The 16,218-nt window shown below is 70.3% G+C and carries 15 protein-coding genes and 1 tRNA gene; 5 read left to right on the top strand and 11 right to left on the bottom strand.

Annotation, left to right across the window (positions count from 1 at the left end; genetic code table 11):
• Positions 1 to 195: 195 nt before the first annotated feature.
• The 8 genes from VMI11_11245 to VMI11_11210 form a co-directional block, all read right to left on the bottom strand.
• The gene (locus VMI11_11245; protein HTY72983.1) at positions 196 to 675 is read right to left on the bottom strand and encodes a hypothetical protein; all 480 of its coding nucleotides are present in this window, start codon (positions 673 to 675) and stop codon (positions 196 to 198) included.
• Positions 676 to 949: 274 nt separating this feature from the next.
• Positions 950 to 1,678, bottom strand: coding sequence for a hypothetical protein (locus VMI11_11240; protein HTY72982.1), 729 nt, complete (start codon positions 1,676 to 1,678; stop codon positions 950 to 952).
• Positions 1,675 to 2,178, bottom strand: a complete 504-nt coding sequence (locus VMI11_11235) for a sigma-70 family RNA polymerase sigma factor (GenBank protein HTY72981.1) — start codon at positions 2,176 to 2,178, stop codon at positions 1,675 to 1,677. Before VMI11_11235 ends, VMI11_11240 begins: the two co-directional genes overlap by 4 nt.
• 69 nt (positions 2,179 to 2,247) lie before the next feature.
• On the bottom strand, positions 2,248 to 2,613 hold the full coding sequence (locus VMI11_11230; GenBank protein HTY72980.1) for a hypothetical protein: 366 nt from the start codon (positions 2,611 to 2,613) through the stop codon (positions 2,248 to 2,250).
• 399 nt (positions 2,614 to 3,012) lie between these two features.
• A complete protein-coding gene (gene glgX, locus VMI11_11225; protein HTY72979.1) occupies positions 3,013 to 5,127 on the bottom strand; it encodes a glycogen debranching protein GlgX in 2,115 nt (704 codons plus the stop codon).
• A 93-nt stretch (positions 5,128 to 5,220) separates the two neighbouring features.
• Positions 5,221 to 5,514, bottom strand: coding sequence for a hypothetical protein (locus VMI11_11220; GenBank protein ID HTY72978.1), 294 nt, complete (start codon positions 5,512 to 5,514; stop codon positions 5,221 to 5,223).
• On the bottom strand, positions 5,511 to 7,496 hold the full coding sequence (gene feoB / locus VMI11_11215) for a ferrous iron transport protein B (GenBank protein HTY72977.1): 1,986 nt from the start codon (positions 7,494 to 7,496) through the stop codon (positions 5,511 to 5,513). The genes VMI11_11220 and feoB overlap by 4 nt, the downstream gene beginning before the upstream one ends.
• Positions 7,493 to 7,747 carry a FeoA family protein gene (locus tag VMI11_11210; protein HTY72976.1) on the bottom strand — a complete coding sequence of 85 codons (255 nt, stop codon included), beginning with the start codon at positions 7,745 to 7,747 and terminating at the stop codon, positions 7,493 to 7,495. The genes feoB and VMI11_11210 overlap by 4 nt, the downstream gene beginning before the upstream one ends.
• Before the next feature lie 231 nt (positions 7,748 to 7,978).
• Between VMI11_11210 and VMI11_11205 the strand changes: the two genes are divergently transcribed.
• The gene (locus VMI11_11205; protein ID HTY72975.1) at positions 7,979 to 9,388 is read left to right on the top strand and encodes an FAD-dependent oxidoreductase; all 1,410 of its coding nucleotides are present in this window, start codon (positions 7,979 to 7,981) and stop codon (positions 9,386 to 9,388) included.
• 10 nt (positions 9,389 to 9,398) lie between these two features.
• Positions 9,399 to 10,628: an ornithine--oxo-acid transaminase gene (gene rocD / locus VMI11_11200; protein HTY72974.1), complete on the top strand. Its 1,230-nt coding sequence runs from the start codon at positions 9,399 to 9,401 to the stop codon at positions 10,626 to 10,628.
• Between the two features lie 36 nt (positions 10,629 to 10,664).
• Here rocD and VMI11_11195 read toward each other — a convergent pair whose 3' ends face one another.
• Positions 10,665 to 11,933 (bottom strand): aminomethyl transferase family protein, encoded by a 1,269-nt coding sequence (locus tag VMI11_11195; GenBank protein ID HTY72973.1) that lies wholly within the window; start codon positions 11,931 to 11,933, stop codon positions 10,665 to 10,667.
• Between the two features lie 201 nt (positions 11,934 to 12,134).
• Positions 12,135 to 12,752, bottom strand: coding sequence for a TetR/AcrR family transcriptional regulator (locus VMI11_11190; protein HTY72972.1), 618 nt, complete (start codon positions 12,750 to 12,752; stop codon positions 12,135 to 12,137).
• A gap of 260 nt (positions 12,753 to 13,012) precedes the next feature.
• Between VMI11_11190 and VMI11_11185 the strand changes: the two genes are divergently transcribed.
• The 3 genes from VMI11_11185 to VMI11_11175 all read left to right on the top strand — a co-directional run bounded on the left by VMI11_11185 (position 13,013) and on the right by VMI11_11175 (position 15,125).
• On the top strand, positions 13,013 to 13,888 hold the full coding sequence (locus tag VMI11_11185) for a methylenetetrahydrofolate reductase (protein ID HTY72971.1): 876 nt from the start codon (positions 13,013 to 13,015) through the stop codon (positions 13,886 to 13,888).
• 70 nt (positions 13,889 to 13,958) lie between these two features.
• A complete protein-coding gene (purU, locus tag VMI11_11180; GenBank protein ID HTY72970.1) occupies positions 13,959 to 14,864 on the top strand; it encodes a formyltetrahydrofolate deformylase in 906 nt (301 codons plus the stop codon).
• A gap of 188 nt (positions 14,865 to 15,052) precedes the next feature.
• Positions 15,053 to 15,125 (top strand) — tRNA-Arg (locus VMI11_11175).
• Between the two features lie 377 nt (positions 15,126 to 15,502).
• On the opposite strand, the gene VMI11_11170 is transcribed toward VMI11_11175, so the two are convergent.
• Positions 15,503 to 16,218, bottom strand: a 716-nt coding sequence (locus VMI11_11170; GenBank protein HTY72969.1) for a site-specific integrase, incomplete at its 5' end; no start/stop codon positions are given.

Raw genomic sequence — 16,218 nt, 5'->3', positions numbered from 1 at the left:
GCGTGACCACGCGATCGCCGCCGGCGGCCGATGATGGAGCCGCCGGGTCGGCGATCGCGGTCGATGAGATCAACGACACCTCGGTGGTCGTGAGGAGCAGCACCGGGAGCCCTCGCAACCCTCGCACGATCCCTACGCGAGCACGGTCGGGCGGACGGTGGGGAGATGCACGACTGCGTCCGGGTCAGGTAAAGGTCAGGCAGCGGTCAGGTGGATAGACGCCACCATCTGGTCGAAGAGTGCCTCGTCGAAGATGGTGGGTCCGGAGAAGTCCATCGTCGGGCTGGCCTGACCGGTGAACAGGTAGCCCCGGCCGTTCGCGACCACGACCGCCTTGGTGAAGAAGCAGCCGTAGTCGCCGCCCAGGATCCCGCCCTGGTGCCCGTCGACGGTCACGGTCTTCCACTTGCCCGGGGCAGGGAAGCACCGCGCCAGCGACCCCGGCTGGTCCACCTCCCGCTCCCACCGCAGCGCGGACCAGCCGTGGGGCAGCGGTTGGGAGACAGCGACGAACCTCGCCTTGCCCGGGGACTGGAAGACGTCCACCGACGGCTGGTCACCTGCGGGTTCGGTCCACCGCTTCGTGCCCGAAACCGCCGTCCAGCCCGACGGGTAGGCGATGGTGTACCTGAACAACTTCGAGGTGAAGTGCTGGGTCAGCGACGCTCGGGACACGGACGGCGCGGTAGACACCGACCCGGTCGATGACGGTGCATGGGGCGGGGACGCGGGCGGATCCACGCTGCTCGAGCCCCCTGAGGACGTGGGCGCCGATGCGCCTCCGCATCCGGCGAGCGACGACGCCGCGAGCGCGATTCCCACGACGAGACAAGCAGTTCTGTTCACTGCGGACACCTCCACTGTTGTTGTGGTGGAGGAGCCCACGTGTGCTCGTCGACACCTCCACCCATACAACAGGTCCGCGAAGCCGGCGACCTTTACCTATCGGTCACGAGCTGTGGAGGCTGATCGAGTCCACCATCTCGTCGAAGAGCGTCCGGTCGAAGATGGTCGACCCGGAGAAGTCCATCGTGGGACCGGCCTGACCGGTGAACAGGTAGCCCCGGCCATTCGCGACCACGACCGCCTTGGTGAAGAAGCAGCCGTAGTCACCGCCAAGGATCCCACCCTGGTGCCCGTCGACGGTCACGGTCTTCCACCTGCCGGGCGCGGGGAAGCAGCGAGCCAACGTCCCCGGCTCGTCCACTTGCCGCTCCCAGCGCAGCGCGGACCAGCCACGGGGCAGGGGCTGGGACACGACGAGGAACCTCGCCTTGCCCGGGGACTGGAAGACGTCCACCGACGGCGGGTCACCTTCCGGGTCGGTCCATGCCTTCATGCCCGACGTGACCGTCCAACCCGACGGGTAGGCGATGCTGTAGCCGAACAACGGTGAGGTGAACTGCTGGGTCAGCGGCGTGCGAGACGCCGACGACGACGATGTCACGGTGGGATGCGTCACCGGTGGCGCGCCCTCATGACCGTGCGAGGGGAGAGTCAACAGGAGCAGGGCGACCACAGCCAAGGTGGCGGCTACCGCGGCCATGGCAGCACGGCGGGCGCGCCGGACACGCGCGGCCTCCTCCACGACCCGCGACAACGCGGTCGGGTCGACGTGGGCAGGAACACCGAGCGCGGAGCGCTGGTAGGCATCACGCAGCCGACGGTCGATCGTCATGCCTCGACCTCCTCTCCGAGGAGGGACGCAAGCTTGGCTCGGGCGCGGTGCAAGTGCACGAAGCCGGTCGACTCCGACATGCCCATGAGCTGTGCGATCTCCTTCATCGGCCGGTCCTCGAAGTAGAACAGCACCAGGACCGCGCGCTGCTTCGGTGGGAGCTCGCGGATCGCCGCGTCCAGGTCGGGGTCCACGTGCGGGAAGCCCGCCGGCGGGTCGGCGCTCGCCTCGACGAGCTGCCGACGGCCCTCTCTCTTCAGGTGGCGCACGGCCATCCGGATCGCGACCCTGCGCACCCAGGCGTCCGGGCGCTCGTAGTGCGAGACCTTGCGCCAGTGCAGAAGCAGCTGCACGAACGCATCCTGCGTGATGTCCTCGGCGGCGGCCGCGTCGCCGACGATGACGTGGATGGTCCGGCGGACGTACGCGAACTCAGCACCGAACAGACGCGTGTACGCCTCGTCTGGGCCTCGCACGGCGGCGACCTCCCCGGTCAGCATCCTCCTGTCCACCCACAGGCGCGGACCGATCAGGACCTTTACCGAGAATCACGGGAAGTTCGTCGCGCCTCAGCCGCACACGATCGCGAAGTCGCCCGACTGGGCGGTTGTGGCGAAGGTCTGGGTGTACTCGTCAGGCTCCATGGGCCGGGCCGCGCCGTCAGGGAATACGTACCTGATGCTCGAGAAGACCTCGAGGCCACAGGCCTCCAAGGGTCGGCTGAGGGTGATCGTGACCGGTGCCCGGTGAACCGTCCCGCTCGCGCATGTCGGCGTGCAGTCCGACGACCACTCGGTGCCGGTCGCGTGAGCGTGCTGGCTGTCCCAGACGTCCCATGTGAGGTCCTGGAGGCCGGCACTGCCGTCAGCCGCGAGGGCCATCGCGCGCGGCCGGACGACCCGCTCCGTCGCCTGGCCGTTCGGGAAGAGGTACACCGTCGACGCCGACGACCTCGACGCGCGCGTGCTGGTGGACCTTGCCGGTGCGGTCGTCGCCGCGCGCGACGCGTGAGTCGGGGTTCTGGACACGGAGCGCACAGGTGTCGGCGCCACCGAGGCGCCAGGCGACACACCCTCGTGCGCGGATCGGCCGGACTGGCCGGCACCAGCACTCGACGCCGCCACCGCAGCGCCGAGGCCTCCCGAGGGGTTGTGCCGATGGGCGGCCGCGGCGATGACAGCGGCCACCACGACCGCCATCACGGTGCCGAGGGCGATGATCAGGGCTGTCGGCCGCTTGCCGTGCGCTCGCCGGTGGCCGGGCGGCGACGGCGACCGCACGGCACCCTTGCCGGGTGTCCCGTGCCGGGGTGGCGGCCGTCGTGCCACGGCGCTTCAGCGGCTGCCGCGGAGCACGACCATGGAACGCCCGGCGACCCGCACCGCATCACCCGTGGCCAGCACGGCCCCCGACCCGGGTGGGACAGCACGCTCGCCGACCGAGACGTCAGCGGTGTCGACCTCCACCGTCCAATGCGTCCCCTCGTCCTGCGGCGGGATGGTGAACGACAGCTCGCCCCACCACGCGTTGACGCAGATGAGCAGGTCGTCGTCGAGAAGCGGTCGGCCCTGCGCGTCGTGGTCAGGATCCTGCTGGCCGTCGAGATACACCGCGACCGCACGCGCATCCGCATTGGCCCAGTCCTCGCTGGACATCGGCTCACCGCTGGGGGTGAACCACTCGATCTCGGCCGCCTCCGCGCCCGACAAGAACCGGCGGCGGCGAAGGACTGGATGGTCGCGGCGAAGGCGTACCAGGCGCTTGGTGAAGTCGAGCAGAGAGGCGTCTGCCGCCTCCCAGTCGAACCACGTGAGCTCGTTGTCCTGACAGTAGGCATTGTTGTTGCCCTGCTGGGTCCTGCCGATCTCGTCGCCGCCGAGGATCATCGGGACGCCGAAGGAGGTGAGCAACGCCGCCAGGAGCGTGCGCTGGGCCTGGGCCCGCGATGCGATGACGGTGGGATCGTCCGTCGGTCCCTCGACCCCGTGGTTCCAGGACAGGTTGTCGTTCGTGCCGTCGCGGTTGTCCTCACGGTTGGCCTCGTTGTGCTTGGTGTCATAGGACACGAGGTCCCGCAATGTGAAACCGTCGTGCGCGGTGACGAAGTTGACCGACGCGGTGGGACGGCGAAGCGAGCCGCCGTACAGGTCCGAGGAGCCCGTGACCCGGGTCGCGTAGCGGGCCAGCAGCCCGGCGCTGCCCCGCCAGAAGTCGCGCACCGTGTCGCGGTAGGCGCCGTTCCACTCGCTCCACAAGGCGGGGAACCTCCCCACGTCGTAGGAGTCGGCCTGCCCGACATCCCACGGCTCGGCGATGAGCTTCACTGTCGAGAGCACCGGGTCCTGGGTGATGATGTCGAAGAAGGACGAGGTACGCGCGAACGCGCCGCCCTCGCGCCCGAGCGTGGCCGCGAGGTCGAAGCGGAAGCCGTCGACGTGCATCTGCTCGACCCAGTACCGCAGCGAGTCCATGATGAGGCGCAGCACGATCACCGAGTCCGTGTCGAGGGCGTTGCCGCATCCGGTCGTGTCGACGTAGGACGCGGGATCGCCCGGCACGAGGCGGTAGTAGTTGACGTTGTCGATGCCACGGAAAGACAGAGTGGGTCCGTCCGGGCCGCCTTCGGCCGTGTGGTTGTACACCACGTCGAGGATCACCTCGAGACCGGCGGCGTGGAGTGTTTTGACCATGTCCTTGAACTCGGCGACCTGCCCGCCGAGCTTCCCAGAACGAGCCGCAGCCGAGTACGCCGCGTGCGGCGCGAAGTAGCCCAGCGTGTTGTAGCCCCAGTAGTTGACCAGCCCGTGGTCATGCACCGACGGCTCGGTCAGGAAGTGGTGCACGGGCAGCAGCTCGACGGCGCTGACCCCCAGGTCGACCAGGTGCGACACGACCGCCGGGTGCGCGAGCCCGGCATAGGTCCCGCGCAGCTCGGGCGGGACCTCCGGGTGACGCATCGTGAAGCCCTTGACGTGCACCTCGTAGACGATCGAGTCCGCGTTCCTGGTCGCCGGAGGTGCGTCTGCTCCCCAGTCGAAGGCGTCGTCGACGACGACGCTCACGGGCACGCTGCCCGCGGAGTCCAGGCCACTGGGCCCGCCTCCCCCCGGGGCGTGCCCGTAGATCTGCGGTCCGTATGCGAGCGGGCCGTGCAGCGCCCGCGCCCACGGGTCGACGAGGAGCTTGTCCGGGTCGAAACGCAGTCCTCGCGCCGGGTCGTAGGCTCCTTGCAGCCGCAGGCCGTACCGCTGCCCCGCCCGCACCCCGGGCACGAACCCGTGGAAGACCCCGAAGTCACGCTCGGCCAGGGGCAGCCGCTCCTCGGTCCCGTCGTCCGCGACGAGGCACAGCGTCGCCGACTCGGCGCTGGCGGAGACGACGGCCACGTTGGCACCGTCCGGCGTCAGCGTGACCCCGACGGGGAAGGGTCGTCCCGGAAGCATCGTCATCAACCACGCTCCAACAGCGGCGGAATCACTCCCAACCTAGGACACCGCGGACGGCCACACGTCCGAGCTCCGTCGTTGTGATCGGCTGATCGCTCAGCGACGCAGGGACAAGGCGACGAGCACCGGCCCGGTGCGTTCGGCCGATGAGGCGGTGGCACCGCACCCAGGTGATCCTGCTGAACCCGACGCGCAGCTGCCGCAACCACCGGACGGGCACCCGCTCGTGAGCTGTTCGGCACGCAGTCGCTGGCTGCGGACGAGGTACTCGACGGCCGCGTCGACCACGTCGCGAGGAAGTCCGGTGCATCGGCAGACCTCGTCGAGGGTACGCACGCCGAGGCCGAAGGCGTCGAGGACCGCGGAGACCGGACCGGTGCTCGTCGTCATCCGAGCAGCCTGCCGATCTGGAAGACCGCGACCGCGAGAGTCCACGCGACGAGGAGCTGGACGCCGATGCCGAACCAGGTCCAGCGCATCCCGATCTCGCGGCGTTGGGCCGCGAGGGTCGCGACGCACGGCGTGTAGGCGAGCAGGAACACGAGGAACGCCCAGGCGGCCGCCGCCGGGTGGCCGTGCGACGACCTGGCGAAGTCCGCCTTGACGGCCGTACCCAGCGCCCCCGGATGGTGGAGGTCGCCGGGGTGCTGGGTGGCGTAGGTCTGCGCCCAGGAGGAGATGACCGCCTCCTTGGCCACGAAACCCACCATCAGAGCGCCGGTGGCGTGCCAGTTGCCGAACCCCGCGGGATCGAACACCGGCGCCACCGTGCCCGCGGTGGCGGCGTACAGGCTGTCCCGAACCGGTACGTCGGCGAACGAACCGTTGCCCTGCACGGGAATGGCCTGCATGAGCCACACCACGGAGACGGCCGCCACGATGATGCCGCCGGCGGTGCGCAGGAAGCCGCGCAGCCGTACCCACGTGACCACGGCGGTGATCCGAGCGGTGGGGCGCTGATAGGGCGGGAGGTCGAGCAGCAGCGGCTCCTCCCCCACCGAACGCCACAGGGTACGGCGCAGGGCGAGGCCGACCAGCACGACGAGCAGGATCGACACGACGTACATGACGAAGACGACGTTGCCCACGTTGTGCGGGAAGAAGATCGAGGCGACGAGGATGTACACGGTCAGCCGGGCGCTGCACGAGGTGAACGGGACGAGCAGCGCGGTGAGGACGCGGTGGCGGGCGTTCGGCAGCACCCGGGTCGCGGAGATGGCCGGCACGTTGCAGCCGAAACCGACCACGAGCGGCAGGAAAGCCCGCCCGGGCAGGCCGATCCGGCGCATCGTTCGGTCGGTCACCACGGCCGCGCGGGCCATGTAGCCGGAGTCCTCCAGCAGCGCGAGCAGCACGAACATCAGTGTCATGAGCGGCACGAACGTCAGGAGCAGGCCGACCCCCGCGATCAGACCGTCGACGACGAAATCGGCGACCCAGCCGTGGCCCAGACCGACCGCTCCCAGCCCCGCGCGGGCCGCCTGCGCGACTGGTCCAGAGAAGAAGTGGTCCAGCGCGTTCTGGAACGGCGCAGCGATCCGGGTGGTGGTCTGGAAGACCAGCCACATCGTCGCCAGGAACACCAGCGGACCGACGAAAGGGGCCGTGACCCAGCGGTCGATGCGGTCCGAGCGCGTACGCCCGGCCGGGCGGTCGCGGACCGTCCCCGCGGCGACGGCGGCCGCCACCCACCCGAAGCGGTCGTCGGCCAGCGCCAGCCCGGAGTCGTCCATCGGAAGGCCGGAGGGAACCGGCCGCGGTGCCGGTGGCTGCGCGACCAGGACGTCCGAGACGGCGTGGGCGAGCGCCTCGGCCCCGGCCCGTCGCCGCGGGTCGAGCATGACCACCGGGACGCCGAGGGCGGTGGCCAGCGCATGGGCGTCCACGGTCAGCCCGCGCCGGGCGGCGACGTCGGCCATCGTCACGGCCACGACCACCCGCTGGCTGGTCTCCCGCAGCTGGGCCACGAGGTACAGGCAACGGGTGAGATGGACCGCGGAGGCGACGACCACGACGGCGTCGGGGCGCTCCTGCGGCGCGACGTCGAGGAGAAGGGCACGCGTCAGCTCCTCGTCCGGGGAAACCGGATCCAGGCTGTAGGCGCCGGGGAGGTCGACCAGCTCGACGTCTCGCGCATCACCGTCGGCGACCCGCCAGGCACCCCTGCCCACCTCGACGGTGGTGCCTGGCCAGTTGCCGACGTCGCGGCGGGTACGGCACAACGTGTTGAACAGCGTCGACTTGCCGACGTTCGGCGCACCGGCGAGAGCGACCACCGGCGACCCGGCCACGGCCTGGCGGCCACCCGCGTCGGAGTGGCAGGACGGGACCTGCTGCCTCGCCGCCACCGGCCGGTCGTCGGTGGCGCTCATGAGACGACTCGGTCCTGGTCGGCGGGAACGCGCACGACGAGGGCCCGAGCCGTGCCCAGGTCGACGGCGACCCGGTCGTCGGCCAGCGCGATGACGCGCCCGCCACCGGCCGTGCGGGCCAGGATGTGCACCTCGGCGCCGCAGCGCAGCCCGAGCTCGGCCAGCCGCCGCCGCCGCAGCGGGTCGACAGCCGGCTCGTCGAGCGTGGCGACGGTGCCGACCGGGACGTCGGCCACGCAGCGAGCGGTCACGACACCATCCTAGCGTTGAGGTTAGGCAAGCCTAACCTCTATCCCCTCCACTCTCACGACGGAGCATCCCTGGTCGGGCGCACGCCGGACAACCGCCCGTCCGGCTGAGGCTCACCGCCTCCGCCTGGGCCGAGACGGCCTGGACCGTGCGCACCGTGCATCGTCAGAATCCGTGTCCGCCGGCTTCGTCGAGAAGGGTCCAACGGCCCACGACCGTGAGGAGCGAACCCGATGACGGACGTGGACGTGGTGGTCGTCGGCTACGGACCCGCCGGAGCATCGGCCGCGATCGCGGCGCACGACTCCGGTGCCCGCGTCGTGGTCCTCGAGGCCGCACCGGCCGGCGGCGGCAACGCGCTCTACAGCGGGGGCTTCCTCTTCGACCTGCCCGAGGAGCGGGCCGTCGCCCACCTCGACGCGTTGTGCTTCGGGCGTACCCCGAGGGACGTGCTCGAGGCGTACGCACGCGGCGTGCACGGCCTCTCCGCGTGGCTGGAGTCACTCGGCGCCGCCATGGCCGCCTTCGAGCCGCCCCCGATGCGCTTCCCCGCATCCTTCCCGGCCTGGCCACACTTCCCCGGTGGACGCGAGATCCGCTACGCCGTCGTCGCGGGGGGTGACGGCCGCCGCGGGGTGGCGCTGTGGGAGGTGCTCGATGCCGCGGTACGGGCCCGCGGGATCGACGTACGCACAGGGTCCGCGGTCGACCGCCTCCTGCTCGAGGACGGCTCGGCGGTGGGGGTCGGTGTGCGCGGCGGTGACGACATGCGTGCCCGGTCGGTCGTGCTCGCCTGCGGCGGCTTCGAGGCCGATGCCGGGCTCGCCGACGCCTACCTCCCGCTCGGGCCGACGTACCCGGTCGGCCACCGGTGGAACGACGGCGCGGGCCTGCGGATGGCTCAGCAGGCGGGCGCGGCCCTGTGGCACATGTACGGCTTCTTCGGCTGGTTCGCCGTCCGGGTCCCCGAGTACGCCGCCCCGTTCGCCATCGACTTCTTCGGGCCGGGCCACCTCCTGCTCGACGCCGACGGCCGCCGCTTCGCCGACGAGGCGGGCTACGAGGTGCACGACAGGCTGCGCGCGCTGTCGACGTACCTGCCGCGCAACCCCAACCGTCCCGCGCTGCCGACCTGGGCGGTCTTCGACGAGACGACCCGGCTCGCCGGTCCCCTCAACGGACTGCTGGGGACGCCCAACGACTACGTCTGGAGCGCCGACAACTCCGCGGAGGTGGAGCGCGGGTGGATCCGCCGCGGCGGCAGCCCGGGGGAGCTCGCCGCGGCGACCGGGCTGGACCCGCGAGTGCTGGCGGACTCCCTCGAGCGGTACAACCGCTTCGCCGTCCAGGGCAGGGACGAGGACTTCGGGCGCGAGCCCGAGACCCTCGTCCCGCTCGACCTGTCGCGGCTGTTCGCGGTCCCGACCTGGCCCGGGGTCGCCGGGACGACGGGCGGCCCCCGCCATGACCCGCGCGGCCGGGTGCTCCGCCCCGACGGATCGGTGGTGGACGGCCTGTTCGCGGCGGGAGCGGTGAGCCTGGTCTTCGGCCACCTCATCGACCACGGTGGCGGGCTCACCGACGCGCTCGTCTTCGGTCGTCTCGCGGGGATCGAGGCCGCACGGCCCCGGGCCCGGTCCTAGGTTGTGGTCCGTGACGACGACTGACGACCTGATCTCCTTCGAGCACGAGCACTGCGCGCACAACTACCACCCCCTGCCAGTGGTGATCCGCGACGCCGAGGGGGCCTGGGTCACCGACGTCGAGGGGCGGCGCTACCTGGACATGCTCTCCGCGTACAGCGCCCTGAACTTCGGGCACCGGCACCCGGACCTCGTCCGCGCTGCGGAGGAGCAGCTGCGCCGGGTGACGCTGACGAGCCGGGCCTTCCACAACGACCGGCTCGGTGAGTTCTGCGCCGCGCTCTCGAAGCTGGCCCGCCACGAGGCGGTGCTCCCGATGAACTCCGGCGCCGAGGCCGTGGAGACGGCGTTGAAGCTGGCCCGGAAGTGGGGCTACCAGGTCAAGGGGGTCGGGCCGGACCGCGCGCAGATCGTGGTGTGCGAGGGCAACTTCCACGGACGTACCACGACCATCATCTCCTTCTCCGGCGACCCGGTCGCGCGCGAGGAGTACGGCCCCTACACCCCGGGGTTCGTCACCGTCCCGTTCGGTGACCTCGAGGCGCTGCGCGCCGCGATCACCCCGGACACGGTGGCCTTCCTGGTCGAGCCGATCCAGGGCGAGGCCGGCGTCGTGCTCCCGCCCGCAGGCTTCCTCGAGGCTGCGCGCGAGCTGTGCACCGAGGCGAACGTGCTGTTCGTCGCCGACGAGATCCAGTCGGGCCTGGGTCGCGCCGGTGCGACCTTCGCCTGCGACCTCGCCGGTGTGCAGCCCGACGTCCGCATCATGGGCAAGGCGCTCGGCGGCGGCATCCTGCCAGTCTCCGCCGTGAGCGCGAACTGGGATGTCATGGGCGTGATCAAGCCCGGTGAGCACGGCTCCACCTTCGGTGGCAACCCGCTCGCCGCTGCGGTCGGGATGAAGGTGTGCGAGCTGCTCGAGCCGGGGACGTTGCAGGAGCGGTCGAAGCGCTTGGGCGAGTACGCCGTCGCCACTCTCCGCGGAGCACCGCTCGCCGGTGTGCGCGAGGTCCGCGGCAGCGGGCTGTGGTGGGCGGTCGAGCTCGAGGAGGGCGGACGGACCGGCCGAGAGGTGAGCCTCGAGCTGTTGGCCCGGGGCATCCTCGCGAAGGACACCCACACCTGGACGATCCGCTTCGCGCCGCCGCTCGTCATCGACGAGGGCGACCTGGACCACGCGCTGCGGACCATCGTCGACGTGCTCGGGGACGACACCGCGGCGGACGACACCACACCGTGAGCGCCGTGTCGGTCCGCGCCCCGGCGCGGGCGATGCTCAGGAGGCGGGGGCCGCCCCGCGGTAGGCCGTACGGGCGTAGCCGTCGTAGGGCGCGACGTGCACGGTCGCGCGCAACCTCGGGAAGGCGTGGTAGACGTCGGGCCGTGCCTCGCCGCCAGGGTGCTCGCCCCAGACCACCGAGACCTCGGTACCAGGAGTCGCGGCGGCACGGTCGACGACGGCGAGGGCGAGGACCTTGCCGGCCGGAGCAACCGTGCCCGCGTAGTACGTCATCCCGCTGACCCCGTGGTCGGACTCCACGGCGTAGCGCGCGTAGGAGAGCACGAAGCTCTCGTCCGAGGCGTCCCCGGTCACGACCGCGCGGACGTCCCCCGGGTCGAGGGCCAGGGTCACTTTGACTCGTCGGACCCGATCCTTCGCGACCGCGAGGGGTGCCTTGCCGATGAAGTCGTGGTCGAAGGAGACCGAGCGCCCATACCCGAGCTCGAAGGGCGAGACGTAGTAGTCCCGCACGTCCGGGGAGTAGAAGCTGCCGTGCAGCGGCTTCTGGCCCTCGAAGGAGAACAGCCCGATGCTCTTGCGGTACTCGTCGAGCTCGGGCTGGGTGTAGATCGCCGGCACCACGGTCGGGATCCAGCCGCTCTCGAGGCTGGCGGTCGGGTACGCCATCGCGCCGACGCGAGCCATCCCCAGGGGTTCTCCGGCGGCCTGCAGCGCGTCCTTCACCGCCGCGGCGTCCGCCCAGGAGCCGATGAGCTCGAACCCCGCCTGGCCCGCCATGCCGTGGCGGAGGGCACGGAAGCGGCGGCCTTGCCAGTCGACGTCGGCGGAGTGGAAGAACCTGACCTCGGGGGCAGCCTGGCCGAAGGCCGACTCGTAGACCTGGAGGGCCGCCGGGCCTTGGATCTGGAAGCGGAACAACCGAGGGTCGGCACCGCCGCGAAACGAGCTCTCCGGATCGGTCTCGTACGAGACGTCGTAGCCGCCGCGCTCCGCGTGGTACTTGACCCAGTTCTGGGCCGCTGACACTCCGCTGAGTGTGTAGGTCTCCTCGCCCGTGCGCATGAGGATGCCGTCCATGACCAGGTTGCCGTCATAGGAGACGGCGATGAACTGCTTGGCCTGGCCGATGGCGAAGTCCCGGTAGTTGTTGGCGCTCACCTCGTCGAGCAGGCGCGTCGCGTCGGGGCCCTCGAAGAAGGTGTCCGACATGTGGTGCGACAAGTCGCTCAGCGCAACCGACTCGTGCCACGCGACCTGCTCGCGCTGCCACCCGTCGTACTCGGGCTGGACGACCTCTGGCATCCACGGAGGGGAGCCGGGCTTCCACAGCAGGCCAACGGCGGATCCCGCGCGATCGATGCCGTCCTGCAGGCTCGGAACCGTCACGGTCTCGTCCCCTCTCACCCGGGTTCGCCGTCGCCACGCTTCCGCGACAGGTCACTGGCAGGCGTACCGTACAGTACGGTTCTGTCTGGGACAAGGCGGGCGGCACGATCCGAGGGATCAACGGGCCCTGGCCTGGACCGCCGTCCCGTCCAAGAACACGTCCACGGCACTGCGGATGCTCTCGTCGGCCTCGCGTCGAGAGATCCTGGCCGAGGCGCCGACGAGCAACCGCATCTGAAGGTCGCCCATCATCGCCTCGTAGAGTTGTGCGGCCGCCCGGATGGGGTCCTCGACGCGCAGCCGTCCCTCCTGGTTCCACATGTCGAGATAGCCCCCGAGGAAGGTCTTGCCCACCGCCGGCCCGTTGGCGTAGAAGGTCTGTCCCAGCCCCTTGACCCTCGTCGTCTCCGCCGTGACCAGACGGTGCAGCGCGATGGACTGAGGGGCGAGGACGACGCGGGCGAAGTGTCGGCCGAGAGCGACGAGGCACTCGCGGACGTCCGCGTCGGGCATGTGGAACCCGTCGAACTCGCGCAGGCGCTCCTGAAGCAGGAGCTCCACCGCGGAGCGGAAGAGGTCCTCCTTGTCGCTGAAGTAGCGGTACAGCGTCGACTTGGAGCCGCCGACCTCGCGGAGCACGTCGTCCATGCTGACCCCGGCGTAGCCGTGCGCCATGAACAAGGAGCTGGCCGTCCGGAGGATCTCGGCGCGACGGAGCTCCTGACGGGACGGCACGTCGTCATGCTAGGGCGTCGCGGGTCCGCTCCTCCGGTACGTCGTCCGCGCGAACCGGCTGTACGGCGCGGGCTGCACCGTCGCACGGACAGGATCCGCCTCCCAGAGCAGGCGGATGGGGGGGCCGGCCCGGTCGATGCCGTCCCTGGACGCTGGGTGTGGTCATGGGCCGGCTCCTTCCCCGTTGCGGGGTCTTGCCCGTAACTGTACCGAACCGTACGGTACTTGTGCTGAATGAGGCCAGGTCGTCGAGGAGCGCCATGACCCCCGAAACCACCCATCGCCGGTCGAGACTGGCGCCGCTGCTGACCGACGTGTCCCTGGAGATCACCGGCAAGGACTCGGAACGTCTGCGGGAGCTGGGGCCACTCGCTCGCCCTGGGACTCGGGTGAACGTGACGTTCCTGGCCCACGAGACGCCGGCCACACGGATCGGAGCCGCGCGCGCCTTGACCGACCTCGGCATGGTCCCCGTCCCCCATCTGTCGGCCCGCCGCATCGCCTCCCACGAGAGCCTGACCGAGCTTCTCGCCGACCTGCAGGGCTCGCGCAGCGGCGAGTCGGTGCTCGTGGTCGGCGGCGACCCGCTCCTACCGGAGGGGCCCTACCCCGACGCCCTGTCCCTGATCGAGTCCGGTGAGCTCGAGCGTCACGGCGTCAGGCACGTCAGCATCACCGGCTATCCCGAGGGGCACCCGGACATCGCCACACCTGCGCTCTGGGAGTCTCTGCGGGAGAAGGTGTCCGCGCTCTCGGCTCGCGGTCTGGACGGAGCCATCACCACGCAGTTCTGCTTCGACGCGGACGCCGTCCTCGCCTGGGTCGAGGAGCTGCGCGGCACCGGGGTGGGCCTCCCGGTCCGGGTCGGCGTACCGGGACCCGCGGGGACCAAACGGCTCCTGGCCTACGCGAAACGCTTCGGCGTCGCGAACAGCACCGCGGCGATCAGGCGATACGGCCTCTCGGTCACCAAGCTGATGAGCACGGCCGGCCCAGACCGGTTCGTGCACCGCCTCGCGTCGGGCTACGACCCGGACCGCCACGGCGAGCTGCGGCTGCACATGTACACCTTCGGGGGGGTGGCTGCGGCGTGCGAGTGGGTCCACACGTTCCGCGTTGCCCACGGTGTGGAGTGACACCGTAGGGTCGGCGAGAGCCGCGGGCAGGACGCGGCCGGCATGAGCGCTGCAGGACGGAGCACGACGGATGGAATCGGCCCGACTCGACTCGCCGCGCGCGGTGCCCCCCTCCCGCGGCCCCGACCACGCCTGCCTGCTCGTGCACGGTCAGGACCGGACGGGGATCGTGGGTGCCCTCGGCTCGCTGCTGTCCAGGAACGGGGCCAACATCGTCTCCCTCGACCAGTACTCGGACAACCCCCAGGGCGGCGCCTTCTATCAGCGGACGGTCTTCGCCCTCGACAACCTGGCACCGGCCCTGCCCCGCATCCGTGAAGAGCTCGACGCCCTGCTCGACGACGGGTTCCAGCTGACGTACACACTTCGCGACATGGCTGTCCAGAAGAGGATGGCGGTCTTCGCCTCGAAGTCCGACCACTGTCTGCTCGACCTGCTCTGGCGGCACCGGCGGGGGGAGCTGCCCGTTCGCATCCCTATGGTCGTTTCCAACCACCCGGACATGGCCGACGACGTCCGGGGCTTCGGGATCCCGTTCTTCCACGTCCCGACCGTCGGCCGCGACAAGGCCGACGTCGAGGCGGATCACCTTAAGCTGCTGAGCGGCAACGTGGACTTCGTAGTGCTCGCGCGGTACATGCAGATCCTCTCGGCCGGGTTCATCGACGCCGTCGGCGTCCCGATCATCAACATCCACCACTCCTTCCTTCCGGCGTTCGTGGGCGCGGGGCCGTACGCGCGGGCGAAGGAGCGCGGTGTCAAGCTCATCGGTGCCACGGCCCACTACGTCACGGAGGACCTCGACGAGGGGCCGATCATCGAGCAGGACGTCATCCGGGTCACCCACTCCGACACCGTCGCCGACCTGCAGCGGCGGGGGGCCGACGTGGAACGGCTCGTCCTGGCGCGCGCGGTGCTCTGGCACAGCGAGGACCGGGTCGTACGGCACCAGCGAGGCACCATCGTCTTCGTCTGACCTCACCCCGCGCGACCGCACCTGCACCGACCCGAATCAGCCGACCCCGAGGCATGCCTGGGTACTGGCCGGACTCGCCTGATTGGCCAGCCGACGCGCAGACGCGCTCCTCTAGACTCCATCCAGCCCGGCCGAACCAAGCCCGGCGAACCACACGCAGGTCTTCCACACGCATGTGCGCACGTCCCGCCCTCGTAGCTCAGGGGATAGAGCAACGGTTTCCTAAACCGTGTGTCGGAGGTTCGAATCCTCTCGGGGGCACCCCGCGTTTCCGCAGGTCGGGGCCTATGTCAGGCCCCGGCTGGGGGCCGTGAAGTAACCTTCGCGGTCCGGCCAGTCCACACAGAGTCCGCAAGAGCTGGAGGGGAGCCCCATGCGAGACGGCCTCTGACACTGGCCCTGATACCAACACGCTACCGACGGACAGCGAGACCGAGCCGCAACGGGACATGTTCAGGCAACCGTGTTCAGGCACAGAGCCGCACGGACATGTTCAGGCAATGTGGTCGATTCGGGCCTTGTCGAGCCTGTCCGCAACCGCGTCCAGCTCGTCGTCGAACAGGTCCGCGTACGTGTTGAGAGTCATGGCCGCGTCCTTGTGACCGAGTATCCGCTGAACGGCCTTGACGTTGGCCCCGCTAGCCACTGCCAGACTGGCCGCGGTGTGTCGCAGGCCGTGTGGCGTGAGACCAAGTAGCCCCGTGGACGACACCGCGCGGTCGAAACACTCGTTGGCGCCAGTTGGCGAGGCGCAGAGGAGAACCGTTCGGCGAGGTGAAGAGAAGATCATCCCGGCCGCGACCAACCATCAGCGGCGCCAGCTCAGCTCTGACGAAGCTGGGGACTGGGACGGTTCGCTGAGCATGGGTCTTCGTGCTGCCGTAGATCAGTTTCCCGTTCACGTCCGCAACAGAGCGCTCAATCACCAAACGCCCGCGCAGCATGTCAACGTTCTTGATCTGCAGAGCTGCGGCCTCGCCCCAGCGCAGACCGCAGTACGCAAGGAGCAGGATCAGCGAGCGGTAGTCACCGCTCGCGTTAGCAAGCTCCTCCACTTCTCGGTGCGTCAAGTAGCGCTTGCGCTTGGCGTCCGGGATCTTCGGTAGGTATCCACTCCGCCGACCACGCGTCTCCTGGGGTCGAGCTGGGTTACGCGGTAGACGACCATCCTCCACGGCGGCGTCCAGCATGGAGGTGAGCAGGTGATACGCCTGCCGGCGACGGGATGCGCTGAGCAAGGTGCCCTTCTGGCCCTGCATGTTGGCGACCCAGGCTCTTACCGACGTAGCCGTGATGCGGTCGAGGCGCGTGCCCTCCCACTTTGGGAGTACCGCGGTTCGGAGTAAGGACTCGT

The sequence above is a fragment of the Actinomycetes bacterium genome (genome assembly GCA_035506535.1).
Classification (GTDB): Bacteria; Actinomycetota; Actinomycetes; order DATJPE01; family DATJPE01; genus DATJPE01.
This window is presented reverse-complemented; position numbering and strand designations above follow the sequence as displayed.